The following is a 25293-nucleotide window of genomic DNA, read 5'->3' as shown; positions in this document are numbered from 1 at the left end:
TATGGATAAGATTCTATTAGTTGAAGATGATGTTTCACTGGGAAAAGGAATTCTTGATTTTCTTAAAATGGAAGGGTTTGATACAACTTGGGCACAGACTCTTGAAGAGGCAAGAAAAATTGATCTAAAAGGATTTAATCTTATTATCCAAGATTGGATGCTTCCTGATGGGCAAGGGATCGACTTTCTTAAAGAGATCCGTGCAAATAATAATAACACGCCAATGATTATTCTAACGGCCAAGACTGACCTTATTGATAAGGTCGTAGGGCTTGAGTCTGGTGCGAATGATTATATGACTAAGCCTTTTGAGTCACGCGAGCTACTTGCTCGTATCCGTGTTCAGCTTCGTATTGGTGATCAAGGTGCCATGGCCAAGGATATTGACACAAAGGGTGTGCTAACTCTTGGAAAGCTTAAGATTGATAATGATACCAGAGAAGTAACTTGGGACGGAAATTTAGTCGAACTAACTAAAATGGAGTTTGATTTCTTAAAGCTACTTGTTGAAAATCCAAACCGTGCTCTTTCACGTGATGAAATTTTAAATAAGGTATGGGGATATGAATGCTATCCATCAACTCGTACAGTCGATACACACGTTCTTCAATTACGTCAGAAGTTTAATGAAAATTTAATTGAAACAGTTCGTGGAATTGGTTACAAACTCCGCCCGCAATTTGCTCAGTAAGATTTAAAAACGTCGAATAACCGATAAATAGGGTCTTTATAAAGGCCCTTTTTTTATATTCTTTTCAAAGATTTGACATAACTCTAACGTAGAGTGAATAAAGCTTGGCCATAATATTACGAAAGGTTTGTTAATAAAAATAACTACTAGGGGCCATTTATGTCTAAGCGATTAACCATTCCACTTCTTTTTGCCTTTGTTGCCTTGTTCTTAGCATCATGCCAGTCAAAGCAATCAGCAAGTGATCTTCAAAAAACATTGGAAGATAATCCTGAAATCTTAACTGAAGTGATGAAAAAGAACCCACAGCTATTTATGGAGACACTTCAGAAGATGGCCTCTCAAATGAGAGAGAAGGCCCTTGAAGATCGAAATAAGAAAGAGCAAGAAATCTTAGAAGCTGCTTTTAAAAATCCAATTGAAGTTGAAAAGCATAGCGAAGACTTAATTATTGGTAATCCAAACGCAAAGGTTATTATTTATGAATACTCTGACTTTCAGTGTCCATTCTGTTATCGCGCACTAGAGACTGTTAAGCAGGTCCTTGATGATTATAAAGATGATGTAGCTTTTGTTTATCGTCACCTTCCTATTGATTCAATTCACCCTAATGCTAGGCTTGCGGCCAAGTACTATGAGGCCATTCGAATTGAGTATGGACAAAAGGCATTTGATTTCCATGAGACAATTTTGAAGAATCAAAATAAGGTTCGCCATGGTGAGAAATATTTCATTAGTCTTGTTAAAGAGATGAAATTAGATGTTGGTAAAATTAAAGAACTTGTAAGTTCTAAACGTGTTGAAAATAAAATTGCTGCGGACGTAGCAAGTGCAAATAAACTGGGCTTTAGTGGCACTCCTGGTTTTGTCGTGGCCGGTGTTCCAGTTAAGGGCGCATACCCATATTCTCATTTTAAAATGATCTTAGACCGTCGCTTGAATGGAAACTCTAAGGATCCAGCAAGTGAAATGGCAAAGATCAAATAATTAAAGGTCCGTTAGCAAATTAATAAGTTCAGGGTAATCGATAAATGGATTACGGTTGCCCTGATACTTTTCTACTTCATCATTCCTAAACTTTTCAAACTCAGATACTGGATCTAACTTATCCCATGCTCTTAGGAACTCTTCTTCGCGATCATTGATTGGTAGCTCATATGTGACAGCAAAGTAGAATAGGCCACGGGCAATATCGCCCTTAACTTCATTTGGTGGCTCAAATAAAGGCATTGTTGGATACTTCTTATTCTTTCCAAATTTTGATTCCCCACAGTCTTGAAGTTTATTCTCATCAACTTCACCGTAGTGATATGAGGCCCTCATGCTATTTACAAAAGAGTCCGTTGGAAAGAGGTGGTGCATATCTGCAACCATATCATCATATTCATTCTTTCCGTGTTCAACTGAGTCTCCATATTCAAAGAAGCGTGACTTAGGCCACGTATGCTCAGTATTAATGATATTTCCATCAGGAAGATTTTCTTGATCTAAGTTAATGTCAACATTCGTTTCGTACTCATTGCCACAGTAGAGATCTTTTAGAAACTTATTCTCAGAACCGCTCTTATTATAAGCGTAGATATTATTAAAAAGATAAAGCCTTGCTTCTTTGTAGTAGAGCGTGCGCTTTCCTTTTTTCATCAGGGCAGATAAGCGTTTTCTGAATTCTGCTTGGTTAAACTGAGGTTTAGTGTCACCATGTGCCTTGAGGTCAAGGGGCTGGGCCACTGTTAGTGATGTTGCTAAAATTATTAGAGTTGTACGTAACATACTTTGCTTTTACGGTAATTTATGAACAGATGGTAGGAGATTGTAGAATTTACTTGAAATATAGTCCCAATAAAAAAACAGGACCTCAGTGAGGTCCTGCCAATTTAAATATCAAGCTCGTTATTTTAGCTACTTAGGGGACGACTAAGCAGCGTTATTGTACTCTTCGTAATCGTTATCACTATCCATATTTTCTTCATCTACACTTTGTCTAAGGCTTGTTAAAAGCTTCTCTAATTGAAGTCTTTCACCAACCCCAAGCTCGACAAATTGTACCCCCATTCCTTCTGGGTAGCGTCCGACAGCATTCGATTTTCTAACGACCTTGGCCTTTAGTTCTAAATCTGTTCCGATATTGAAAGTAAAAGTGTCTCCACAGTTGAAGATATCTTTTTGTGTTGGTGTATTATATGAAATATAAGCACCTGTTCTTGAGATATCAAAAGTTTCACCAAGATTAATTGGAATATCTGTTGATGACACTTTTGTTGGAAGTGGTGCTTGGTAACGAATTGCTGTTTTCCACCACTGAGCTGCAGGTGAGTTAATAACATTCGTTTCATGACTCAGAATAAAGTATGAAGTCATAAGGATATAGGCAAAAGTTGATAGAATAACTGAAGCCGCTTCAAAGTCATTTCCATAAACTAGGACAATCGAATTATTTAAACAAACAAAGCCAATCGATAATGGGAAGCTCCACTTGATGTCATCTTGTGCTGTAAAAGAAAAGTAAGCATTAAGAAAACAAGAGGCCATAACCATGAAGTTAAAGACTGTCATTTTCGACCAGATGGCACCAATATCAGTTGCACCATGACCATAGAGGAACATGACCTGAATTGGAATACTAACTGCAATTGCAATAAACACAAATGCATAGATATTAAAGATTAATGGCTTGATCTTCATTGATGACTCCTTGAGTGTCATTTTGTGTAAAGTGATAACAGTAACTATTTACGCGATTAATATAATTCTTTGCTTCTTGAAGGCGATCAGAATTACGCCAGTCTGTTTCTAGTTTTATTAATTGAGACTTCACTCTAAATGGCCCAGAGTTGTAGCTGGCAAGAATTAAGTCGGTATAGAGTTGGCTCTTTTCAAAAGTCTTAAGATTTTTTATTTTTGGATATGATTTTTGAACAAGGTCGATATTGCCACGCCAATACTTCTTTAGGTATTCAATATACTCAAGTCCACCGATAACCGATTTTTTTCGATTAAGTCGCCAATCATTATTTTGATTAATCTTTCCAGATCTAACCATAAACTTAACTAGTCCATACGGAAGTTTTTCAATTCTTTTGTCAACTTTCCACGTGTCGTACTTCTTAATAACGTGCTGGCTTGCTGCATCTGTAACTTGCGTCAGTCCAATGGCCTTTGCTGAGCTTACCGAGCGATAATTAAAGCCTGACTCTTGGGCAATAATACCTAGTAGCATGGAAGGGTTAGTATGTACTTTAGAAGCTTCTCTTTTTACAAGATCAATAAAGCTTGTCTTAACATTAAATGGGTCAGTTGTTGTAATCGTTGTTTTATTATTGGCCGTTGTAAATTGTTTACATGAAGGTTCTTCATAACGATATAGTGAACGAATTTCTCCACGGTACTGATAGCCAATTTTAATATCAGTCTCAAGTCTTGCAGGTAGACTTAGTCGGTTGATCTTGTAAATAATATTTTGGTCGTCTTCATAGATAACTTTATTATTATTCTTAAAACTTGAAGTGATATTTCTACCGTTCCAAAAGATCACAATATTTTCAGGATTAAGTTTTCCTCGAGTTGAATTGATCTTAATATAGAGATCATAAATAGTGTGACGATTTTGTTTCTTTGGAAAAAACTCGATACCTATTGTACTCGTTCCAACATTATCGAAGTTTAGATGGTTGTCTAAGATATTAGTAAAGGCTTCAAGATTTTCGAAACTATCTCCATCATTAATAATTGAAAGAGTGTCACTTCCGAATGGGTTCATTGGCCCTGCACATGAGGTAAATAGGAGAGTCGCTCCAAAAAAGAGTGCCGAGAAACTTGCTCTTAACAAGACTCTGACAATGTGCTGACGAAATGTTGGTTTAAGTGCCATGTTCATTGACACTATTATGACAATTTTGGATAAGTCGCTGAAGTCGCTGGTTTACTAAATTAATAAAATCAGAGGCTTAGGTGAAAATCACTATAAAATCTATAGTTAGCAAAATCCGTAAATTTCGCCAACTTTAGAAGCCATAGAAAAAACCGTTATTGGCATCTGTTAAATTCTTTAAAAACTTATATAAATCCGACGACTTACTAAAGTTCTTTGCCCCAACCCCAATGGCATTAATTTGTACTTTTCGAAGGCGATTCTTATCAGTGATATCCCTAACAATATCATCGATATTATCCGGTGAAGTTGTTCGCCCTGACTTTGTCGGGGAGCCATCACTTAGGAGAACGATATCAGTTACTTGTGGATATTGGTCAATGACATACTTAAGGGCGGCCCTTGTTGGTGTGGCCCCATAAGGCCTTAAACTTGCCAAGAACTCATAGACTTCTTCTTTTATTTTTAGATCCCTAAGGTCTTGTAAAACACCCCAGAGGGCATATTGTGAACTGCGATTCTTGCCTGGAAAATAGATAATATCGACATAGTAATCCTTACCCATTGAGGCAATAAGCATCTTAAGTCCTGCCTTTACTTGGCCGATGCGATCATCTGTACCCATTGAGCCCGAGACATCAATGAGGAAGGCCACGCGTTTGCCTTTAAAGTTAAATCCTACATCAGCACTCTTTGCAACAGGAGCAGGTGTCGGTTTTGGCTTAGGCCTTGGTTCTGGTTTTGCCTTAGGTGGAGTAATTTGAGCAGTAAGCTCCTGGATGACTTTCTTTTGATCTTGGGCAAGCTTCTCACATTGAGACAAGGCCTGTGAATTATCAACACAAACTTCTTTTGGCTTTTCAGCAACTGGAGTTTCATTCTTTGGAACAACAATAAAGAGGATGATAACCGCTCCAAGTGCTCCTGAAAGTAGATCGAGAAATGAAATATTAAAAACGTCTATGGACTTTCTTTGGCGCATTCTTTGCTTTCCTACATCTCAATCTTATTAACAAGGTTTTCAATAACATATTCTTTTGTCTTCATATGAAATTGATCTGTTGCTTTTTGTAGGTCGTGAAAGAGCCACATAAGAATGATACTTAGAATAAGTGCAACAAGTGTTGTATCAAAGGCAACACCAAGAGTTGATGTAATTAGCTGCATGTCTTTAGAGTTCGCAAGCATTAAGGCGCTTGAAATACCAAGTACGGTACCAATGAATCCTAGAGAGGGAATGGCCCATAAGAGATAGCGAATATTGGACTGTTCAGTTTCTGAGTTATCTCTGTGTAGGTCTGTGATGATATTAATAACCTCAAGAACTTCTGAAACATTTTTCGTTGAACGAAATTTCGCACAAGAGTTTTTAATGAGTTGAGTAAGCAGAGTCTTTGAATACTTCTTCTCAAAGTCTTTCACTTTTTGACCAATCTGAATAACATCGTCAGACATGAGCAGGTGTTTTTCATCTGTAGGCAGCAGATTGGCCTTAAAGTAGGATTTCTCTGCTTTTATTTGTGCCTTTAATGCTTTTATTTCGGAGATTGACCAGAAGAAGGCCAAGTACGTTAGCCACTGAATGTAGCCACCTTTGATGAAATTTCCACCTAAGAGAATTAGCAATCTTGAAACCATTCCATCTTGTGGGAAAATACCAGACAGATACACTCCGTTTAATACTGCCACAATAACACTGCTGACAACAACAGCTTGTCCAATGAGTTGCAATTCTTTCTTTTCTAGCATTGAATGACCTTTTACTCTAAAATTATAGGTATATTTTATAATTATTATAACTGACTTTAAAAGGATATAAATGGTGGGAAAAAATAGTGAAAATGAACCAGTAGGAGAACTATGTGTTCGTACGCTAACGATGCCTTGTGATACAAATCACAATGGTGATATCTTTGGAGGTTGGGTTCTTTCGCAAATGGATATCGCCGGTGCAATCTATTCTGGAAAACGCTGTAATGGCCGTACGGCAACAATTGCAATTGAAGCAATGAAATTCATCCAACCTGTTGGGGTCGGGGATATTCTCTGTTGTTACTGCTCAACTGTAAGAGAAGGAAATACATCTCTTGCTGTCAAGGTTGAAGCTTGGGTTATTCGTAAGTTTGAAACTGAGCGTGTAAGAGTAACAGATGGAATCTTTACTTACGTGGCCATTGATGAGCAAAAGCGCCCACGTAGTATCAACTCTAAAACAATTCTCGATAAATAAGGATTTATATATGAGCGTAATTAACGTTGAAAATGTCTCTAAGAGTTATAGAGACCAAAAGGCATTATCTGACTTTTCATTGACTGTTGAGCATGGTGATGTTGTTGCTCTTTTAGGGCCAAATGGAGCCGGTAAGACTACTTTTGTAAAGTGTATGCTAAACCTTATTAGTGCTGATAGTGGAAAGATCTCGATTTATGATATCGATTCTAATGATCCAATGTCACGATCACGCCTTGTGTACCTACCAGAAAAGTTCACTTTCTATAATTACTTTACTGTTGAGGAAACTCTAAAGTTCTTTGCTGAATTTCATCAAGTCGAGAAGTCTCAAGTAAAAGAGAGAATTAAGGAGGCCCTAGGTAAGCTTTCAATAGGAGAGTTGGGTAAGAAGAAACTTAGTGAGCTGTCAAAAGGACAAATGCAACGAGTTGGTCTTTGTATCGCAATTGTCGCAGACAAAGATCTCATTATTTTAGATGAGCCATTTTCTGGTCTTGATCCAATTGGGATTAAAGATGTGAAGGATATTTGTCTTGAGCTTTCAAGCAAAGGGAAAACAATCTTAATCAACTCTCACATTCTTTCTGAGGTGGAGAAGTTTGCAAAGAAAGTTATTATTTTAAATCACGGTAAAGTTCAGGCCCAAGGCCTAATTGATGATGTTCGTGATGGGATGTCTTTAGAGGATCGTTTCTATACTCTAGTTAAAGGGACAAAAGAAGAAAGTGAGGAAGCTCATGTTTAATTTTACGCTAATTAAAAATACAATTGAAAAAGAAGTTAGAAATAAATCAGTCATCTTCTTATTTGCTATGACTGTTGTCGTAATGTATCTAGGTGGTGTTTTAAGTAATACTCTACAAATTGAAATCCAAGAGTCGGGTTTTAGTACTTATCTCGCAACAGCAAGTATGACGGTTGTGATATGGATTATCAGTCTTAGTGCAAAGCTTGTTGCGGCCCTGATTTCGGCAAATATCTTTCGTAGTGATTTAGAGAGTGGTGTTATTTCTCAAATCTTAGCGCTACCAATCAATCGTTCTTCATACGTGATTAATCGTATGCTAGGTGGGGCACTTTTAAGTTTTCTTTACTTAGTATTCATTCTTATTATCGGTATTATTATCTTAATCTCGAATGATCTTGTTCCTAAGGGAGTGGACTTTTCAATGATTAAGATGACCGCTTCACTTATTCCACACTTCTTACAAATCTTAATTATCATGTTTGTTAGCTGCTTCTTTAGCTTATTCTTTAATAAGATTGGAACACTACTTTTAACATGTTTCTATGTTATCGCCTCGGTTGGTGTCTACACTTATATTCAGGCAGGAAATCCTGCACTATCAGGGCTTAACCTTTCTTCTATTTTTGGATTTATCTTTTATTGGCTATTGCCAAGAATTGGAGAAATTTCAGGTCTTGCGGATATGTTATCTTTAGGGGCCGAGTTAAATATCGATATCGTTAAGAGTTTTGTCTTTGGCCTTGTTCATCTTGTGGCAACTTTGGCGATATGGGGATTTATTTTTAACTCTATCTTTAAGAGAAGATCGTTTTAATGAGAAAATTGCTAATCATCCATTCTGATGAGCGTATCCAATCTAGTGTGAGAGAGTACTTAACAAATGAGTACTCTTTTGAGATTGAATGCCTCGAGAACTCATCTCTAATAAAGAGGGCGGATGATTTAGCAAGCTTTGATGGAATTATTTGTGAAAATAAATATATCGATAGTGAGGGGAGGAATATCCCTGGTGGTCAAAACTTTGTTAATTTCATGATCGACCACACGATTAAAAAACCTGTTGTTATCTTAGGGGAGATGGAGATTGATTATGGTAACTTTACTTCTCTACCATCAAGGTTCTCTCTTAGGGACATTAGTCTTCAACTTATCAAGAGTTTAAATATTACAGATGAAGAATTAAGACATTTGAAGATGCCCGACTTTGTAAGTGTTGAAATTGCTAACTTCTATCAGCTTTCAAACCCATGTTGTGATATTTATATCAAAATGACTAAGGCCGGTGAGGAGCATTTTGTAAAGCGTATCTATGCTAACGATATTCTTGATAAGGATATTGTTAGGCGCTATGAGCAAAATAACCTAACTCATTTCTTTGTCCAAAAAGAAGACTTTGAAAAGCTTATGGGACAAATTCTTTCTCAGTCTTTAACTAAGGTCGTTAAGGCCTTCAAAGAAGACAAGAAAGTGATGGAAGTGAGTAGTGATACTTTTGAGATCTCTCAAAACCTTCTCAATGAAATAGGAATCACTCCACAAACTGTAAAGCTTGCTAAGACCTCAATTGTTGCTATGACAAAGACGGTAAATAGCTCAAAGAAGCTCTCGACACTACTTCGCTCTCTTTTAGAAAATGAAACAACATACGCATTCAAAAGAAATTATCTAGCGAGTTTATTCTTCTACCAAATTATTCCTAATCTTGGATGGGGAAGAGGTGAACAACTTAAGCAAACGATGGATAAGGTTTGTTATATTTGCTTCTTTCACGATATTGTCTTACGTGAAGAGAAGCTTCTTAAAATTCACTCTCTCGACGATATGGAGCAAGTGGACTTAAGTGAATCAGAAAGGAAGCTTGTTTTAGAACACGCCAATATGACCACGACTTTACTTCAAGAAATATCAGGGATTCCAACAGGGATTGATGTTATCGTTCGCCAGCACCACGGTTCACTTAATGGCGTGGGGTTTCCTGACGTGTACACGTCAAATCTCTCACCATTGGCGATATGTTTTATCGTTATTGAAAAGTATGTTGTGGAAATACTCAAGTGTATTGAGGGACGTGAAAAATTAAAATTAAATACGATACTATCAGAGCTAGAAGAGTTCTTTCATTTAAGTAGTTATCGTAAAATAATCTTCGAACTAAAAAGCCTAATAGGTTAAAAGGCAAATTAATAAAAAGGAAATCTAATGGAACAAAGAAAAGTTTGTATTATCACGGGATCACGTATTCCATTTGCAAGATCTGGTACAAAATATCAGGGTGTTTCTAACAAGGAACTAATGACTGCTGCTTTAAAAGGTTTAGTCGACAAGATGAATCTTAAGGGACAAGAAGTCGGCGAGGTTGTTCTTGGTGCTGTTAGTAAGCATGCCTATGACTTCTCTCTTGCGCGTGAGTGTACAATTGAATCTGGACTGTCTTTTCACACTCCAGCTACAGATATTCAAAAAGCTTGTGGGCTTTCTCTTGAGGCCTCAAATATTATTGCCATGAAAATTGCGACAGGACAAATTGAGTGTGGTATCGCTGGTGGTGTTGATACAAATAGTGATATCCCAGTTGAATTCTCTAAGAAATTCTCAGATGCCATGAGCCGTGCAAACTACGCTCGCACAACTGGTGATCGTATAAAGGCATTACTAAGTATTCGCCCGGCCGATCTAAAACCATCTTTCCCTGCGGTTAAGGAGCCTCGTACAGGTCTTTCTATGGGACAAAGTTGTGAGCTTATGGCCCAACGTTGGAATATTGCTCGTCAGGATCAAGACCAACTAGCGTGGGAGTCTCATCAAAATGCTGAGCGTGCATATAACGAAGGTTTCTATAGTGACCTTGTTGTGCCATTTAAAGGCCTTGAGCGTGATGGAATTCTAAGAGCTAACACAACTGTTGAAAAGATGGGATCTCTTAGAACAGCTTTTGAAAAATCAGATAAAGCTACTTTAACAGCTGCTAACTCAACACCACTTACAGATGGTGCTTCTTGTGTTTTTCTATGCTCAGAAGAATATGCAAAAGAACATAACTTAGAAGTTTCAGCATACTTCACAACTTGCCAGTCGGCAGCAGTTGATTTTATCGAGGAAGAAGGGCTTTTAATGGCACCTGTTTATGCTGTACCAAAGCTTCTTAAGCGTGCAGGTCTAACTCTTCAAGACTTTGATTTCTACGAAATTCACGAAGCTTTTGCTGCTCAAGTTCTTTGTACTCTTAAAGCTTGGGAAGATGAGGAATTCTGTAAAACTAAGCTCGGGCTAGACGGTGCGCTTGGATCAATTGATCGCTCAAAGCTAAATGTTAAAGGTGGCTCACTTGCTCTTGGACACCCATTTGGTGCTACTGGTGCAAGAATAGTCGCAGGCCTTGCTAAAATGCTTCAAGAAAAAGGCGGCGGACGCGGACTAATTTCTATCTGTACTGCAGGTGGGATGGGCGTTGTTGCTATCGTTGAAAGATAAAAATGAATAAAAAAAGGCACCCAATGGGTGCCTTCTTTATTTGTACTTATTTGTTTGAATTATTTTTCAGTACAAGTTTCGTAGCAAAGGTTTCTTTGAGCTTCGTCTTGAACAAGAGCACACTCATCAAAACACCATGGCATCGACTTGTTACCTGATTGGTACATGTAGCTATCAATACAGTAGTCACGTACTGAATTGAAACATGTGTAGAAATCTTCTTTGTTTGTTAACTCTTTACAAGTTTCTTGAGCTTCCATTGCACAAATTTTGATTTGGTTTGCGCTTGCGTTTACAGAAATAAAAAGAGTAGCAGCTAGTAATAATTTTTTCATATTTTTTCCCTCTAACGATTAAAGATCATAAACACATGAAGCGTTATTTCCTGTGATCTTCGCAAGTTCACTAAGGGCCGCTTCATATTGATATGAATTCAGTTTTCCATTTTCTTTTAAAGTATATTTTGATTTGTTATTTCCCAGATCTTTTTCAGCTAGAATCTTGAAATAGTCCGAGTAGATAATATTCTCAAGATCAACTAGGGCATGATCCGAAATACGGGCCCAGTTGACGATGAGATTATATTGATGAAGCTTAGTATAGCCAGTGGCATAGTAAGCGTTTTCACAAATTTCTCTAATATTATTTGAAGCTTGTGCGTTAGATGTAACTGCAAAAAGCATCGCTAGTGTTAAAATCACTGATTTCATATATCTCTCCAATAGCATTGAGTGCCCACTTATAGCCAAGGGGATACGAAAATTAAAGTGATTTTATGAAATATGTAATTTCTGCACGCTAGATTTGAAGCATGGATTCCACAAAGTGGCGTACGCCTTGCGTTGCTACCTCTGCAATGGTTTCATCGAAAAGTTCAGCGTTATTTGTCGGGTGCGGATTGATCTCTAGACAGTGAGCACCGGCGCTCTTAGCAATCGCCACAAAGTTGGCCGCAGGGTAGACAAGCCCAGAAGTTCCAATTGAAATAAAGAGATCACATTTTAAGAGGGCCTCTTGAATTTCGTCGAGATAGAGTGGAACTTCGCCAAACCACACGATATGTGGCCTTAGATTGCCCTTCGTATGACAACACTGGCAGCGATCTTCAACTGTAAGGTCATCTTTCCATTCATAGATTTTCTTCGTTTTCTTACAACGAACTTTTAAAAGCTGGCCATGCATGTGGAAGATATTTTTTGAACCAGACCTCTCATGGAGGTTATCAACATTTTGAGTGATAATAGTTGTCTTAAATTTACCTGACTTTTCTAGATCGGCCAAGGCCTGGTGTGCATCATTAGGGTGAACTTCACCTGATTGTAGCTGTCGTCTTCTTTGATTATAGAATTCGTGGACTAAATTGGGGTTATTGTTGAAGGCCAAGGGAGAGGCCACTTCGTAAATATCGTGATTTTCCCAAAGCCCATTTTGGTCACGAAAAGTCTTTAATCCCGACTCCTTAGAGATGCCGGCACCAGTTAGTATACAAATTTTTTTTATGCCTGCAAGGAGTGCTTGGTCTTTTAAAAACTTCATGGAATTATGGTAACATACTCTAGGTGAATACATAAAGTGAGGATTTTAGTGGACCCATTATCGCAGGCCGTACTTGGATCAATGGCAGCTCTAGGAGCGACCAAGGTTAAGTCAAAGATACAAAGAAAGAAGGAAGAACCAAAAGAAGCTAAAGAAGCGCCTAGTTTAAAGGCGATAGCTCTTTGGGGTGCCCTTGCGGGAATGGCCGCGGACCTCGATATTCTCATTCGCTCATCAACTGATCCACTATTTCACGTTCAATTTCACAGACACTTTACTCATTCACTCTTTTTTATTCCCATAGGTGCCTTGATTGTTAGTTTATTTCTTAAACTATTTAGGGTTCCTGTTAAAAGAAGTTATCTTTATACATTTTGTGCCTATGCCACCCATGGCCTCTTGGATTCATTTACAAATTATGGAACACAACTTTTTTGGCCCCTTTCTTCTACTAGGGTTGCTCTAAATACTGTTGCCGTTATTGATCCTCTTTGTACAATTCCACTTGTTATTCTTGTTCTTATTTGTCTACGTACGAAGAATTTAAAATTTAATACTGCGGCCATCATCTATGTTATTGCTTTCATGTCTCTTGGCTTTTATCAAAGAGAGCGCGTGACAAATTTTCTAACAACAAAGGGGTTTATTAATGAGCAGACCCAAAGAAAGATGATCAAGCCTACGATCTTTAATAATGTGGTCTGGCGTGGAATTGTTGTCGATCAAGATCAGGCAAAATTCTATGCCGTTAAAAGTATTCCTTTTGGTAAGATTAAACTCTATCCAAAAAGTGAGAGTGCATCCATTGTTAAAGAAAAAGAAATTAAGAATCTTTTAAAACATTATAAATCAGATAAGTTCCCTTATGACTATGAGAGATTTAGAAGTTTCACAAGTGGCTATCTTCATTGGGGAGAAGGCAATACAATTGTGGACTCTCGCTATAGTATTCTTCCTTACTCGTCAGAGTCTATGTGGGATATTGAATTTCACAAAGGTGAAGGGCACGTAACCTTTAATACTTCCCGTGCTGTGGACATCAATTCACGTAAAGAATTTTTAAAGCTCTTATTTGATTTCTAGTAGGTAAGATTCTAAGGCCCTTAAATTCTCTGGTGTAATTTCATGAGAATTAATCTCAAAGCTTTCGTATCGAGCATCAGCTATTTTCTTTTTTAGCTCTAAAAAGCTATTGTGAGAATTTTCAAATTCGACAACAGGATCACCTTCGTTATGAATTGAAAGGTGCTTAAAGTTTAAGTTCTCGCCAAGCTTATCGACTCTCGTATTTGCATTTATGGCAATAGAGGCACGGATCCCTGGAAGGTAGCTTGCCATAATTGGTGCAAGATAGCCTCCTTGAGAATAACCAACGATAGTGACATCTTTAAACTCAATATTTCTTTCTCTTAATAAATTTCCGAGGGCCTCAATCGGTGTACTCATATCGATATAATACTTCTGTCTTGTGTGATCATAGAAGTACCAGCTATAGCGATAGGTAATTTGATTTGGCCTAATCTTAGGAATTGGAAAGACACCATTTGGGATGAGTATACGAAAGCTTTCGCCAATTTGTGGTGATAATTTATCAACGATATTTTCTTTGATTTGTTCGTTATTTTGAGCAAAGCCATGGAGGACTAAAAGTGTCTTCTGTGCTTTAGCGTTACCCATTTCAAAGTAATCAATTGGGAGATTTGTACCAACAATTGTGCGACTAGTATTATTTTCCATATGTTCTATAATAGATGGGGCGAGGGGAATTTTAAAGTGAATTCTAAAACCGATAAGAACCTACAAAATGATGATATGGATTTGGCCAAAGAAATAATCTTGGAGAATATATCGTTCTTTGAGTGGATGAATATGGAGAACCTCCTCATTTCAATCAAAAGTGAGGATCTCAGTCTTCTTGATGAAGTGAATATGGAAGTACTGGAGTCCTACCTAAACGAATTTATCAAAGAAGGACTCGTGGAAATAAAGCACGAGGCCAAGAACGAAGCTTTTTACCGTCGTGTTCAAATTAAGAAAAAGAAATTTTTGAAATTCTTTTAGTGTCTCATTATAGAAAGATTGCCATGAATACCCAAAGGGCCCCTGCTGTTGATAGAGGAATCGTTAGGTTGTCATCAATTTTAAAATCCATAAAGTCCACGGCCGTTACAACAAGAGAGCTACAAATTGTGACAAGAGCAATTCTTATATTAAATTCGTAAACACTTAGAAGGACCATCAGGTGAATCGCAACTGTTGCAATTAAAAAAGCAAGAGTTCCCTCAAGGGAGCGGTTATCTTTTAGCTTTGTCTTTCCAAAGCGAATTCCAATGATAGCACTTAAAGGGTCACAAACTGCAAGTGTGAAAACAGCAACAAGTGTAATAGTTTTTGGAAATGTTAGGATTGTTAGAAGGAGTCCCATTAGATACGGCATCGAGGCCGACTCTTTAAGTTGTTCCTCTGCACGTAAAAGGTAGCGACTACCTAATTTCATTAATCGATTTTCTGGGTAATTAATTCTAATTTGTTCAAGAATATAGAAAACACATGTAGCAATACCAAGAATATGGACGGCCTGGGCGTGAGTTAGAAAATGCTTATAGATCATCCCCGCAATGAGGCCCATCGAGAAGTGAAATATCCTACGCGGCATATGTAGGTCTTTTCTTGTCTTCGTAATCTCTTCTTTTGTTTCGTTTTCTTCTTGTGAAACTTGTTCAGCTATATCTTTATTCGATGCTTCCACATCGTTATTTTCATTATTTGAAATCGTCGTATCCATATAGGCATCTTAACTCAGGTTGTTAATCCTGACAAAACTATTTTTTTAGTCCCGAGAGGCTGTTCGAGATAAAATCTTTGGTGATTTTAAAAATTGAACGGCGATCCTGTCCATAGCTAAACTGCCCGTCGTTTAGAGACTCTAGAGAGACCTCTCCGCTGCGTTTAAGTGCTTCTTTAAGGATTAGTGGACCTGCTATTTCAAAGATGAAAATACTGGAGATTATGGTTTGAAAGATAATGTCGCTCGTAATATGGGGGATTTTTTGAATGGCCATGGCAATGGCTATTGCTGTCCCAGCATGCGAGTAGAGGCAATGTCCTAACATATTGTAATCATTAGTTGTTACTCGCCTAGCGAAGATACGGTGGGCAAAGAAAACAGAAAAAGTACGAATGACAATGTACATGATCACAAAGAGGGCGTTTTCAGAAATTAGACCTGCAATATTTATATGAGTACCAGCGTAGACGAAGAAGATTGCATAGAGTGAACTTCCTATATCTCTTACTGTTGTGTGAATGAGTCTCCCTTTTGAAGAAGCCTGAGTCACCGTAAATCCAAGAACTAGTGAAATTAAGAGTACATTTAAGTTTAAAAAATGGGCCAGGGTTTGAGAAAAGAGAATCATAGTAAGAATTGAAAAGAGGAAGTTACCAATCTTATTTTCAAAATTCTCAAGCCATGTCAAAAGAAGTCCAAGTGCAACTCCAATTGCAATGGAGCCAATAACTTCCTTGGCCATGGAAAGAATCGACTGATAGGAAGAAACAGATGAGGGCCAAAGCCCCGTTGCCTGAAAGACTGATGTAAAGAATAAGCTACCAACAATAGTTAAACCTGTTACTACTGCAAGGTGGATCATGATGGCATCAGTTATCGGGCCATGAGTATTATATTCTTTCATGACAAGAACCGTAGTAGGCGGTGCTGCTTCAATACTTATAATTCCAAGCATGACGGCAATGATAAATACATTGGCGGCGGAGAGTCCGGTAAATATCAGCAGGCAAGTAGCAAAGAGGATACTACTGATAAGAAACATCAGAAAGACTTTATAATGCGTTTCTTTGATGAGCTCGTTACTTAATCGCCGTAAAAGATACTTATTAAATTCTCCACCAATATTGAAGAGGATGAGCCCTAAGGCCAGGTCTGAAAGATAATTTGTTTTTTCTAGAAATTCGTGAGTGATTATACCCGTGACATAGGGACCTAGGATAATCCCAAGCATAATGAAGCCACTGACTTTGGGAATACCGATGAATTTAGTAAAACGTGCTACCACAAGACAAAGTAGAAGGCACAGGCCTAGTATTGGAATAACGGCCTGGGTATCTGTTAAATCGATGAAGTTGAACACATCTAACCTCGCTCTTTGGCTTTGTTGAAATTTAACGCACACAGGCGCTAGATTAAACTTAAGAGGTATAAAGATGCGTTAATAAGATTAAGTTTTTTACAACTAATGATGTAAATGGCTACAATAGAAGTATCAATTATTTAACGAGGTTGTTCATTTGAAGAAGAAAATCTATTTCACACTTTTTATTCTCGCTATCATTGCAGGTCTTCTAGGTTGGGGAATTTTAAATTACCCTAAATCTGATGGGACTCGCTCTGGAAAATTAGTGCGAATTACAAAGAAAGGTGTCTTCTTTAAAACATACGAGGGAACACTTGATCTCGGTAGTGGAGATCGACTGACGTGGGGATTTTCAGTTCATGATAAGGCACTAGGCGAGCAGTTAGTTGCTCAGGCCGGAAAGAACGTAAAACTTGAATATAAAGAGCTCTTCTTTAAATTCTTCTACGAGACGAATAATGTCGTTGATGGTTGGTCGATTGTTGAAAGTGCTGAGGATAATGTCTTTCTATGCCGCTTAGTTCGTATCCTACAAGAAAACTCTTCTGTTGTTGAGTACCTAAGACCTCGAATTCAAGAGCAGGATAGTGAGCTGCTACAGCGCATGCGTGACTGTAAATAAGTGTGCCATGCTCCTTTGGTTTCGCACTTGCTAAGAACTGCCTTGATTATTTCGTATTTAGCAGATGCGAAACCAAAGGTGCATGGCACCTAGGCTTGGCAGTTTGAAAATCTTCGATGCTAAATCAGGCCGATGGCCATAACTTGAGATCTCAATAGATTAGGTTTGCAAATAGCTAATATTACTAGCATTTGTGAACAGTATCTTTAGCTAGTTATGCTAAATACTAAAAATTGTTAAGAAAATTTACTTTATGTCGATAAACTTGTTTGAGTAACGAAAATTATTTAACAGGTTTGATATCGATGCACGTTTTTCTCTTTCTAATAGCAATAGCTTTTAGCTCCTGTTCGAAGATTAAGTACTCTATCGTTGGTGGTGGAGGTATTACAATTCCAACAGTCTCTCTCTTAGACTCAGACTCTAGCAGTGAGGAGTTTAGTAATGACTTAACTGTTGGTATTAGTGTCGCAAATACAGATGGTGCGACAAAATATTGTATTTCTGAAACTCAAACAACTCAACCTACAGACACAGCAACTTGTAATGGCAGCGCTTGGACGGCGACTCCTCCTGCTACTTATACATTCACTCCTGGTGAAGGGAGTCGTGATCTCTATGTTTGGACGGCAGATAGTGCTGATCATATTTCCGAAGATCCAATTGTTGGAACTATTGAAGTTGATACCGTTGCACCAACAACGGCCATTACAACATCTCCTGCCACTGTCATTGATGAATCAAATCAAACAAGTTTTACTCTTAGTGGAACGTGTAGTGAAGACGGTGGTGAGGTTCAATTAACAAATGCAGCAAATGCGACGACAACTTGTTCAGGGGGAGCATGGAGTGTTGATGTTGATACAGCAGCAATTCCTAATGGTGCCCTCGACTTTGATGTTGTCTATACTGATAGCGCAGGAAATTCTTCGCCCCAAGAAACGATTTCTCTGACAAAGAACGTTTCGATGCCTGATCCAACACTTACAATGTCATCTAGTGACTCAAATGATTTAACAGTTGGACTTAGTGTTGGAAATGATACTTATGCGACGATGTGGTGTTTATCTGAAACTCAGGCCACAAAGCCGGCCGATACTTCGACATGTGCTGGTGGAAGTTGGGTGACGACTGAGCCAACTGATTTTACTTTTTCAGCAGGTGCAGATGGATCAAGAACTGTTTATATTTGGACGGCCACAACTGGTGACTATATCAGTGATAATCCAATTAGCGCTACGATCAATTATGATACTTCAGTTCCAAGTGTGACTATTACAAATACAGCTGGTGAAGTCTTTGGCCCAAGTGCTACTTTATCAGGAACATGTACAGAAGATGGTAGCGTGACTCTAAGTGGAAATGTCGTGACGAAGTCAACAGCATGTACTGGAGGGAATTGGAGTGATACCTTTGACTTTAGCTCCCAGGCAGATGGAGCAGTAACCGTAAGTGCGACAGTTTCCGATAATGCCGGAAATACATCTAGTCCAGAATCTAAAAACTTCTCAAAAACTTCTAGCTACTTACACTCTCTAAATATTGATGCAATTAATAGTTACGATATTGACCTCAGTTACGCAGTAATCAACACAACAAATCTTCAAACATATAAATATCAAATAGCAACAGGAACAACGGCGCCAAGTGATTGTAGCGCAGGTGTTGACTTTGGAAATACTAATCTTTCGCAATCCATCTCATCACTTGATCCTTCAACACAATATAGCCTAACAGTTTGTTATATCGATACTTCAAGTAATACGATTGGACAACAAAGTACGACGTTTACAACTGCGGCCATCGCTTCTTCTGGAACGAGCTTAACGTGTTCAGGTGGAGGAGATGTTAATACAACTTGCTATGTAAATGATCTTCAAACCATGGCCGATGCAACAGTCATTTATATTCCTGGTAATCTTGTGATTCAAAGTGGTGGTGATATCTCTTCAAATGCTGTTGAGAAAATTATTATGCAAGTTGATGGGAGTACTACGATTGAATCGGGTGGAAAAATTTCTGCAAACCTTACTCTTTTAAGTACGACGACTCTTGATATTCAAGCAGGTGCAAGTATTGATGTCTCAAGCAAAGGTTATGCTGGTGGTGCCAGTGGCGCTGCTAATGGAAGTGGACCTTCTGGAGGTTTTGGACACTCTAACACAAGTGCTGACCCAGGTGGAGCAGGGCACGCAGGGCCTGGCGGTGATGGCCGCTCAAGTGGAGGGACAACTGTCTATGGTTCAAGAACTGAGCCTGTTGACTTTGGTTCTGGTGGTGGTGCTGGTGATGCTCAGGCCGGTGGGGCCGGTGGTGGTGTCGCTAAAATTATTGCGACTAATTTAAATATTGATGGAAGCATTCTTGCCCAAGGTGGTGCTGGTGTTAACAGTTGTTGTGATCAAGGAGCTGGTGGTTCTGGTGGATCGCTATGGATTATTTCTCAAAATACAATTACTGGTGGTGGAAGTGTTTCTGTTAATGGTGGTTCAGCTGGTGGAATTAATGGTTCACAAGGGACAGGAGCTGGAGCAGCTGGACGAATTGCAATTTATCAAAACTCTGGGGTTTATACTTTTAATGGAACCATTGGTGTTTCTGGAGGAAGTATTGGTACTCGCGCATCAGATGGAAGCTTCTATTTAGGTCTTGCAAGCAATGACCAACTTTGTGATAGTGGAAATTTTTCTTCAACTTGTATTATTAATACTTCTAAAGTTATCGGTGGTGACATAAATCTCACAAGTGGTAACTTAACAATTGATACAACAGGTAACGTAAGCGTTAAGGGCCTTGACTCTGACTTTACTTTTAATAATGCTGCCGGCGATTTCATAATGGCCACTGGTGGTGTTTTATCAATGGATGCAATGACGGCCATTAGTAATATTGTTGCTAATAATTTTAATATGGCCGGAACACTAAACGCTAATATTTCAGACTCAACGATTTCAAATGCAACGATCTCTGGTGCCATTAATGTAAATAATAAGGGGTACTTCGGAGGCCGCGCCATGGGCAATGGTGGTGGACCAGCTGGAGGTATTGGAACTGATGATAATGGTGGTGGCGGTGGTCACGCAACAGATGGTTTCAATGGTAATGCTGGGACGGCCGGAGCTCCTGCATATGGTTCAATTAGTGCTCCAGTTGATTATGGTTCAGGTGGAGGTGCTGGTGGTTCACGTATTGGTGGAAGCGGTGGTGGTGCCGTTAAGTTAAGTGTGACAAATACTTTAGATATTTCAGGAACAATTTCTGCTAATGGTGGCAATGGCCAAGAAAGTAGTGATATCTCTGGAGGTGGTGCTGGTGGTTCAATTTGGCTAACTGCTGATAACTTAATTTTAGCTGCGACACTAACGGCAACTGGTGGAAGTTCTGGTCATTCCAACTCCGCTGCCAATGGTGCTGGAGGACGAATTTCAATTATTGCAAATCAGGCAACTGTTAATGCAAATGTTAGCCACCTTGCTGGACGTGGAGTTGCTGAGGGAACGGCCTATGTAAATATCCCAAATATTTATCCAAATTGTAGTGGTGGTGGAGATATTCTAACAACGTGTTATATCAATGACACTCAAACACTCATGGCCAATGTAACTTATACAATCTTAGGAAATTTAACTCTTCAAAGTGGTGCTCTTGTTCAAACTCCTGATGCTACAAGTATTGATCTTAATATTGGAAGTAATCTTGTGATTGAATCTGGTGGAACACTTGCGGCCAATATAACAGAACTTAATGCTACAAGTATTGATATTCAGTCGGGTGGTGCCATTAATCTAAATGGCCGAGGTTTCACTGGAGGCCGTGATGGTGGTGCCGATGGGAAGGGACCATCTGCAGGGTTAGGCAATGGCACTGATGAATCAGGTGGTGGAGGCCACGCTTCTGTTGGTGAAAACGGAGAGAATGCTTCAACAGCTGGTGGTAGTGTTGTCTACGGTGTAGCTAGCGCTCCAATTGAATACGGCTCAAGTGCGGGTGCTTCAAGTGGTTACGATGGTGGAGATGGCGGTGGTGCCATTAAAATTATTACAGATAACCTAACGGTTAATGGCTCACTAACTGCCAATGGTACAGACGGTGCTTCTGGCTCAATCTATGCGGCCGGTGGTGGTGCTGGTGGTTCAATCTGGCTTCAAGTAAGTAATTCTTTTTCTGGATCAGGAATGATTAGTGCTGCTGGTGGTGCAGGTAAGACATATACCTATGGAGCAGGGAGTGGTTCTGGGGGCCGTATTGCTATTGAGTTTAATGGTTCTTCTTATGACTTCTCTGGAAATGTTTTAACGACAGGTGGCCTTGGAAAGAAAAGGGCCGCAGATGGAACGTTTTATTTAGCTCTAGCAAATCCTTCAGCGATTTGTGATAGTGGTGATCTCGTTTCAACTTGCTTTATTAATCAAAGTAAAACAATTGGTGCAAATTATACAATCAATGCAAATAACTTAGAAATTGCAGATAGTGTCTCACTTTCTATCGATGGCCTAAACCCTGGTGTTGCACTTGATCTAACTGGTAACTTAACTCTTAAGCCAAACTCTAGTATCACATATCTTGCTAATGCTCGCGGAATTGAAATCTTAACTGATGGAAATACGACATTGGAAACAAATGCAATGATTATAGCCAATCTCACAAATCTAGAAACGCAGACTCTTGAGCTCCAAACAGGTTCAAGCCTCAATGCAAAAGGGCTTGGATATCTTGGGGCCGGTCTTGGCCGTCAAGATGGTTTTGGGATCTCTCCTGGACTTTCAAATAATACAGATGAAGCAGGTGGTGGTGCTCACGCATCTGCTGGTGGTAACGGAGAAGGCGCAGCAACGCTAGGTGGACAAACTCCATATGGTAGTGCAACCAATCCTGTTGACTATGGTTCAGGTGGTGGAGCTTCTAAGAATGTTTCTGGTGGTAATGGTGGAGGGGCCATTAAGATTGTGGCCAACGATATTATTGTAAATGGTAATATCCTGGCACAAGGAAATGACGGAGCGACCACTTCTATTTATGCTTCAGGTGGTGGTGCCGGAGGTTCTGTTTGGATTCAAGCGGCCAACTCTATTATTGGAACTGGAAATATTCTTGTTTCTGGTGGCGAAGGTAAATTATATTACTACGGAAGTGGTAGTGGTTCTGGTGGAAGGCTTTCAATTGAACTTGCTGGTAGTAATTATAACTTAACAGGTGTTGTTAATACTAATGGTGGATCTAGTAGTAAGCACGGTGGCCCTGGAACATTTCACTTAGGACTTTCAACTAATGATGCCATTTGTGATAGTGGTAATTTCGCAACTACTTGTACAATTGCTGCAACTAAACCATTAGGAAATAATATTGTTCTCACTGGTGCGGATCTTATTCTATCTCCAAGTGCAGGGCTTGCAATTCAAGGCCATAATGGAAATTTCTCGATTGATTTAACAGGAAGCCTAAGCCTTCAAGCTGGCTCAAGTATTTCTTATACAGAATATCTTAAATCGATTTCAATTGCGGCCGATACGGCCATCACAATTGAGAATGGATCATCAATTAATGCGAACCTATCTCTTCTTGAAACATCTGCTTTTGATCTTCAATCTGGTGGCCTAATTAGTGCAGTTGGACTTGGGTACTACGGTTCTAGAAATCGCCTTGAAGAAGGTTTTGGGCCTTCTCCTGGACTCACAAATAGTAATGATGAAGCTGGGGGCGGGGCGCACGGTGGAAATGGTGGAAATGGTGAAAACGCAACATCGACTGCTGGTGGAAATAGTCCATATGGTAGCTTAACTGCTCCTGTCACTTTTGGTTCAGGTGGTGGTTCATCTGGAAATTACCGAGGTGGTAATGGTGGTGGTGCCATCAAAATTATTGCTGATACTGTTAATGTTGATGGTGAGATTAAGGCCGACGCCAATGCTGGTTTAGGTGCAAGTATTTACGCTGCTGGTGGTGGTGCTGGTGGTTCCATTTGGATTACTGCTAATACAAGTTTTACTGGTACAGGTAATATTCAGGCCAAAGGCGGTAACTCTGGTGGACGTGGTGCTGGTTCAGGATCAGGCGGTCGCTTATCAATTGATATCACAACTTCAACTAATACATTTTCTGGATTTTTTGACTATGGGCCTGGTACTTCAACTCATCCAGGAGATTCTGGAACTCTATATTTTGCTTACTCAACATTAGACCAATTCTGTGATGTTGGAACAAGTGGAACGACTTGTGAAATTAACAATGCTAAGTGGCTACCGAGTGATCTCTTTGCTGGTAACTTAACTTTAAATAATGATATTTATCTCTATGATAGCGCTACAAATATTAACGTTACTGGTGATCTACTAGTGAAATCTGGTGCAACGATTCAGTCCCAAAATCGTGATAAGTACACTTTCGATATATCTGGAAATGCAACGATTGAAGCCGGTGCCACGATGAAGGTTAACCTTGCGGACTTTATTGCAACAAATCTCGATCTTGCTGGAACAGTTGATGTTTCGCAAAGAGGTTATACGAGTACGTCCGGACCAGGTGGAGGGAAAGACTCTAGTGGTGGGAATAATCATGGCGGTGCTGCTAGTTATGGAAGTATTGGTGGCCAAGGTTATAGTGCCAATACTTGGGGAAATCTGTATGGAGATGAAACTGCACCAACTGATTTCGGTTCAGGTGGTGGACGTCATGCTCATGCTGCCGGAGGTGACGGTGGTGGTGCCGTTAAGTTTTCTATTTCAAACTTAACAAATTTCACGGGAGCAATTTTAGCTAATGGTGGAAATGGTACTTATATATCAGGAAACTATGGTTCAGGTGGTTCAGGTGGTTCAATTTGGATCAATACTGGTTCAATTACTGGAAATGGATCAATGGCCGCTCAAGGTGGTTCTGCAACTGGATCTTCAAGTGGACATGGTGGTGCGGGCCGAATTGCTATCACGATGACAGACATTAGTGGTGTCTATCAATATGGTGGAACAATTGATATGAAAAATAACGATCGTGGAGTTGATGAAGGTTCATTCTATGTATCATTAATGGATCAGGACTCAATTTGTACAACAGGTGACTTTGCCTCAACTTGTACCGTTAGTAACGACCTAACACTAGGTGGTGTGCAAAGCTTTACAGGTGCCGGAAACTTTATTCTTGATACAGCTATGACTCTTAGAGTTTATGGAAATAATACTGATGTAGGTTTTGATGTTAGTGGGAATTTCTCAACAGCAACTTCTAGTTTAATTTCTGCAAGTAAAGATATTACTCAAATCCATTCAGGTGGTGTTGTCACTTTTGATGGAGCTGTTGAAGCTGGGCTTCCTGATGTCTATGCAATCGGAAACATTAATGTGAATGCATCTATTTCTTCTCTTGGTAAAGGGGAGCTTCCTGGCCGAATTGGTCATAATGGATATGGAGTGGCAGGTGGACTTGCCTGTTCAAGTGGAAATAATCCGGCCGGAGCGGGAGGACACGCTGGGGCCGGTGGAAATGGTTATTGTACTAATAGTGGAATTACATATGGTAGTGCAACTGAGCCAAATACTCCGGGTTCTGGTGGTGGAAGTGATGACTCGGGTGATTACAGTGGTGGTGCTGGTGGTGGTGTCATCTGGTTAGTTTCAGATGCCAATGTTAATATTTCCGCTGTAGTCGATTCAAATGGTGTTAACGGAAACCTCTCTGGAGCAACAGGTGGCTCTGGTGCTGGTGGTTCGGTTTATGTAAAGGGCCTAACTTGTGATGGTAGTGGAAATATATCAACAATTGGTGGGTCAAATACGACAGGTTATCGCGGATCAGGTGGCGGTGGTGGCCGTATTCACGTAAATTGTGGAACGAATAATTGGCTTGGACTTGCTGATGCCTCTGGTGGCCTTGGTGCCGATGCCAGTCGTGATGGTGGAGTTGGTAGCGTCGATTATACAGTTATTCCGTAAGCGTGCCATGCACCTTTGGTTTCGCACCTGCTAAAAAATATCTTTGTG

General features: G+C 39.4%; 22 protein-coding genes. 11 read left to right on the top strand and 11 right to left on the bottom strand.

The features are described from left to right. Position 1 precedes the first annotated feature (1 nt). Complete coding sequence (locus tag ABMA72_RS03015) at positions 2-691, top strand: response regulator transcription factor (RefSeq protein ID WP_392855934.1); 690 nt, start codon at positions 2-4, stop codon at positions 689-691. Positions 692-850: 159 nt separating this feature from the next. Further along, the gene (locus tag ABMA72_RS03010) at positions 851-1678 is read left to right on the top strand and encodes a DsbA family protein (protein ID WP_393056017.1); all 828 of its coding nucleotides are present in this window, start codon (positions 851-853) and stop codon (positions 1676-1678) included. On the opposite strand, the gene ABMA72_RS03005 is transcribed toward ABMA72_RS03010, so the two are convergent. The 5 genes from ABMA72_RS03005 to ABMA72_RS02985 form a co-directional block, all read right to left on the bottom strand. Beyond that, positions 1679-2461: an endonuclease I family protein gene (locus ABMA72_RS03005; RefSeq protein WP_392855931.1), complete on the bottom strand. Its 783-nt coding sequence runs from the start codon at positions 2459-2461 to the stop codon at positions 1679-1681. It lies immediately after the preceding gene. 144 nt (positions 2462-2605) lie between these two features. Next, the gene (locus tag ABMA72_RS03000; RefSeq protein WP_392855929.1) at positions 2606-3373 is read right to left on the bottom strand and encodes a PilZ domain-containing protein; all 768 of its coding nucleotides are present in this window, start codon (positions 3371-3373) and stop codon (positions 2606-2608) included. Then, positions 3348-4565 carry a transglycosylase SLT domain-containing protein gene (locus tag ABMA72_RS02995; protein WP_392855927.1) on the bottom strand — a complete coding sequence of 406 codons (1218 nt, stop codon included), beginning with the start codon at positions 4563-4565 and terminating at the stop codon, positions 3348-3350. Before ABMA72_RS02995 ends, ABMA72_RS03000 begins: the two co-directional genes overlap by 26 nt. A gap of 127 nt (positions 4566-4692) precedes the next feature. Next, positions 4693-5541, bottom strand: coding sequence for a VWA domain-containing protein (locus ABMA72_RS02990; protein WP_392855926.1), 849 nt, complete (start codon positions 5539-5541; stop codon positions 4693-4695). 11 nt (positions 5542-5552) lie between these two features. Beyond that, positions 5553-6308, bottom strand: a complete 756-nt coding sequence (locus ABMA72_RS02985; RefSeq protein WP_392855923.1) for a MotA/TolQ/ExbB proton channel family protein — start codon at positions 6306-6308, stop codon at positions 5553-5555. A 70-nt stretch (positions 6309-6378) separates the two neighbouring features. On the opposite strand from ABMA72_RS02985, the gene ABMA72_RS02980 reads away from it, so the two are divergent. From ABMA72_RS02980 to ABMA72_RS02960, 5 genes are read left to right on the top strand one after another with little or no spacing between them, the layout of a single operon-like run. Further along, positions 6379-6789, top strand: coding sequence for an acyl-CoA thioesterase (locus ABMA72_RS02980; protein WP_392855921.1), 411 nt, complete (start codon positions 6379-6381; stop codon positions 6787-6789). A gap of 10 nt (positions 6790-6799) precedes the next feature. Continuing rightward, positions 6800-7537: an ABC transporter ATP-binding protein gene (locus tag ABMA72_RS02975; RefSeq protein WP_392855919.1), complete on the top strand. Its 738-nt coding sequence runs from the start codon at positions 6800-6802 to the stop codon at positions 7535-7537. Next, positions 7530-8354, top strand: coding sequence for a hypothetical protein (locus ABMA72_RS02970; protein ID WP_393056014.1), 825 nt, complete (start codon positions 7530-7532; stop codon positions 8352-8354). The genes ABMA72_RS02975 and ABMA72_RS02970 overlap by 8 nt, the downstream gene beginning before the upstream one ends. Beyond that, positions 8354-9712: a hypothetical protein gene (locus ABMA72_RS02965; RefSeq protein WP_393056011.1), complete on the top strand. Its 1359-nt coding sequence runs from the start codon at positions 8354-8356 to the stop codon at positions 9710-9712. The genes ABMA72_RS02970 and ABMA72_RS02965 overlap by 1 nt, the downstream gene beginning before the upstream one ends. 27 nt (positions 9713-9739) lie before the next feature. Then, the gene (locus ABMA72_RS02960) at positions 9740-11011 is read left to right on the top strand and encodes an acetyl-CoA C-acetyltransferase (protein ID WP_392855912.1); all 1272 of its coding nucleotides are present in this window, start codon (positions 9740-9742) and stop codon (positions 11009-11011) included. A 59-nt stretch (positions 11012-11070) separates the two neighbouring features. Here ABMA72_RS02960 and ABMA72_RS02955 read toward each other — a convergent pair whose 3' ends face one another. The 3 genes from ABMA72_RS02955 to ABMA72_RS02945 form a co-directional block, all read right to left on the bottom strand. Next, positions 11071-11346 (bottom strand): hypothetical protein, encoded by a 276-nt coding sequence (locus ABMA72_RS02955; protein ID WP_392855911.1) that lies wholly within the window; start codon positions 11344-11346, stop codon positions 11071-11073. 18 nt (positions 11347-11364) lie between these two features. After that, positions 11365-11721 (bottom strand): hypothetical protein, encoded by a 357-nt coding sequence (locus ABMA72_RS02950; protein ID WP_393056008.1) that lies wholly within the window; start codon positions 11719-11721, stop codon positions 11365-11367. An 88-nt stretch (positions 11722-11809) separates the two neighbouring features. Beyond that, positions 11810-12547 carry an NAD-dependent deacylase gene (locus ABMA72_RS02945; protein WP_393056005.1) on the bottom strand — a complete coding sequence of 246 codons (738 nt, stop codon included), beginning with the start codon at positions 12545-12547 and terminating at the stop codon, positions 11810-11812. Positions 12548-12595: 48 nt separating this feature from the next. On the opposite strand from ABMA72_RS02945, the gene ABMA72_RS02940 reads away from it, so the two are divergent. Then, positions 12596-13630 carry a metal-dependent hydrolase gene (locus tag ABMA72_RS02940; RefSeq protein WP_393056002.1) on the top strand — a complete coding sequence of 345 codons (1035 nt, stop codon included), beginning with the start codon at positions 12596-12598 and terminating at the stop codon, positions 13628-13630. On the opposite strand, the gene ABMA72_RS02935 is transcribed toward ABMA72_RS02940, so the two are convergent. Then, positions 13616-14284 carry an alpha/beta hydrolase gene (locus ABMA72_RS02935; protein ID WP_392855902.1) on the bottom strand — a complete coding sequence of 223 codons (669 nt, stop codon included), beginning with the start codon at positions 14282-14284 and terminating at the stop codon, positions 13616-13618. The two genes, ABMA72_RS02940 and ABMA72_RS02935, sit on opposite strands and share 15 nt — an antisense overlap. A gap of 36 nt (positions 14285-14320) precedes the next feature. Between ABMA72_RS02935 and ABMA72_RS02930 the strand changes: the two genes are divergently transcribed. After that, complete coding sequence (locus ABMA72_RS02930; RefSeq protein WP_393056000.1) at positions 14321-14608, top strand: hypothetical protein; 288 nt, start codon at positions 14321-14323, stop codon at positions 14606-14608. 7 nt (positions 14609-14615) lie between these two features. On the opposite strand, the gene ABMA72_RS02925 is transcribed toward ABMA72_RS02930, so the two are convergent. Together ABMA72_RS02925 and ABMA72_RS02920 are read right to left on the bottom strand one after the other, a co-directional pair. Continuing rightward, a complete protein-coding gene (locus tag ABMA72_RS02925) occupies positions 14616-15332 on the bottom strand; it encodes a diacylglycerol/polyprenol kinase family protein (RefSeq protein ID WP_392855897.1) in 717 nt (238 codons plus the stop codon). A 37-nt stretch (positions 15333-15369) separates the two neighbouring features. Continuing rightward, positions 15370-16695: a cation:proton antiporter gene (locus ABMA72_RS02920; RefSeq protein WP_392855896.1), complete on the bottom strand. Its 1326-nt coding sequence runs from the start codon at positions 16693-16695 to the stop codon at positions 15370-15372. A 157-nt stretch (positions 16696-16852) separates the two neighbouring features. Here ABMA72_RS02920 and ABMA72_RS02915 point away from each other — a divergent pair, with 157 nt between their 5' ends. Together ABMA72_RS02915 and ABMA72_RS02910 are read left to right on the top strand one after the other, a co-directional pair. Then, positions 16853-17320, top strand: a complete 468-nt coding sequence (locus ABMA72_RS02915) for a hypothetical protein (protein ID WP_392855893.1) — start codon at positions 16853-16855, stop codon at positions 17318-17320. A gap of 305 nt (positions 17321-17625) precedes the next feature. Next, a complete protein-coding gene (locus ABMA72_RS02910; RefSeq protein ID WP_393055997.1) occupies positions 17626-25245 on the top strand; it encodes a beta strand repeat-containing protein in 7620 nt (2539 codons plus the stop codon). Positions 25246-25293: the final 48 nt, after the last annotated feature.

Origin of the sequence: Halobacteriovorax sp. CON-3, from assembly GCF_043196995.1 — a bacterium.
GTDB lineage: Bacteria > Bdellovibrionota > Bacteriovoracia > Bacteriovoracales > Bacteriovoracaceae > Halobacteriovorax_A.
The sequence above is the reverse complement of the archived record's forward strand: the minus strand, read 5'-3'. Positions and strand labels throughout refer to the sequence as shown.

Bases quoted from the DNA above. Each gene is read 5' to 3' on its own strand.
- ABMA72_RS02945 (WP_393056005.1), bottom strand. From the start codon at position 12,547: ATGAAGTTTTTAAAAGACCAAGCACTCCTTGCAGGCATAAAAAAAATT.
- ABMA72_RS02955 (WP_392855911.1), bottom strand. From the start codon at position 11,346: ATGAAAAAATTATTACTAGCTGCTACTCTTTTTATTTCTGTAAACGCA.
- ABMA72_RS02910 (WP_393055997.1), top strand. From the start codon at position 17,626: ATGCACGTTTTTCTCTTTCTAATAGCAATAGCTTTTAGCTCCTGTTCG.
- ABMA72_RS03000 (WP_392855929.1), bottom strand. From the start codon at position 3,373: ATGAAGATCAAGCCATTAATCTTTAATATCTATGCATTTGTGTTTATT.
- ABMA72_RS02995 (WP_392855927.1), bottom strand. From the start codon at position 4,565: ATGAACATGGCACTTAAACCAACATTTCGTCAGCACATTGTCAGAGTC.
- ABMA72_RS03005 (WP_392855931.1), bottom strand. From the start codon at position 2,461: ATGTTACGTACAACTCTAATAATTTTAGCAACATCACTAACAGTGGCC.
- ABMA72_RS03010 (WP_393056017.1), top strand. From the start codon at position 851: ATGTCTAAGCGATTAACCATTCCACTTCTTTTTGCCTTTGTTGCCTTG.
- ABMA72_RS02960 (WP_392855912.1), top strand. From the start codon at position 9,740: ATGGAACAAAGAAAAGTTTGTATTATCACGGGATCACGTATTCCATTT.
- ABMA72_RS02975 (WP_392855919.1), top strand. From the start codon at position 6,800: ATGAGCGTAATTAACGTTGAAAATGTCTCTAAGAGTTATAGAGACCAA.
- ABMA72_RS02965 (WP_393056011.1), top strand. From the start codon at position 8,354: ATGAGAAAATTGCTAATCATCCATTCTGATGAGCGTATCCAATCTAGT.
- ABMA72_RS02950 (WP_393056008.1), bottom strand. From the start codon at position 11,721: ATGAAATCAGTGATTTTAACACTAGCGATGCTTTTTGCAGTTACATCT.
- ABMA72_RS03015 (WP_392855934.1), top strand. From the start codon at position 2: ATGGATAAGATTCTATTAGTTGAAGATGATGTTTCACTGGGAAAAGGA.
- ABMA72_RS02980 (WP_392855921.1), top strand. From the start codon at position 6,379: ATGGTGGGAAAAAATAGTGAAAATGAACCAGTAGGAGAACTATGTGTT.
- ABMA72_RS02990 (WP_392855926.1), bottom strand. From the start codon at position 5,541: ATGCGCCAAAGAAAGTCCATAGACGTTTTTAATATTTCATTTCTCGAT.
- ABMA72_RS02935 (WP_392855902.1), bottom strand. From the start codon at position 14,284: ATGGAAAATAATACTAGTCGCACAATTGTTGGTACAAATCTCCCAATT.
- ABMA72_RS02970 (WP_393056014.1), top strand. From the start codon at position 7,530: ATGTTTAATTTTACGCTAATTAAAAATACAATTGAAAAAGAAGTTAGA.
- ABMA72_RS02985 (WP_392855923.1), bottom strand. From the start codon at position 6,308: ATGCTAGAAAAGAAAGAATTGCAACTCATTGGACAAGCTGTTGTTGTC.
- ABMA72_RS02925 (WP_392855897.1), bottom strand. From the start codon at position 15,332: ATGGATACGACGATTTCAAATAATGAAAATAACGATGTGGAAGCATCG.